This window comes from Micromonospora sp. RTBAU3-60 (genome assembly GCF_054963695.1).
In genome coordinates this window covers 1-566 of the sequence record NZ_JBUEGB010000215.1, presented here as the reverse complement: position 1 = coordinate 566, position 566 = coordinate 1, and the positions used below count along the sequence as shown (strand labels likewise).

Below are 566 nucleotides of genomic sequence, written 5' to 3'. Positions count from 1 at the left end.
AACTAGCCGGGTGAGCCGGGCAAAGGGGTCCGCCAGGAGGACCGGCAAAACTTCACCAAGCTGCTCGCCGAGTTCCGCCGGCAACTGGACGGCTGGAGATCCGCAAGCACTACGAGCTGACCGCCTTTCTGCCGGCCAGTCCGGCGACCACGCCGGATACGAGGGCCGCAAGATCGTCCAGTGCCTGGACTTCGCCACCGTCCAGGGATACGACTTCCACGGTGCCTGGTACGCGGTGACCAACCAGCAATCGGCGCTGCGCGTGCCGGCGGGGGCATCGGACAGCCCGACTTCTCCGCTGAGGTGGCGATCGAAGGCTGACCAACTTGATCAGGAATCGTCGGTGATCCTAGGTTAGCCGTGTGGATCGTGGCGCTTCGCCTTGGGGCTGGTTCGGGGGAGATTCCGGTGACGTGGGCCGGTCGTGATCGCGGGTTCTCCTGGATCGCCGGCGGGGCGATGAGCCGGTGAGCGGGAAGCTGCCGCTGGCTGAGGGTGAGGCCTCCCGTACCGCTTGCGCCCGCGCTTTGCTCCGATTGGGGGTGGACGAGGAGAGCGGTGAGGTT

General features: G+C 66.6%; 1 pseudogene. It reads left to right on the top strand.

The features are described from left to right. Positions 1-358: pseudogene (locus tag ACY34I_RS40625) on the top strand (hypothetical protein); the annotation flags it as partial. Between the last annotated feature and the right edge of the window lie 208 nt (positions 359-566).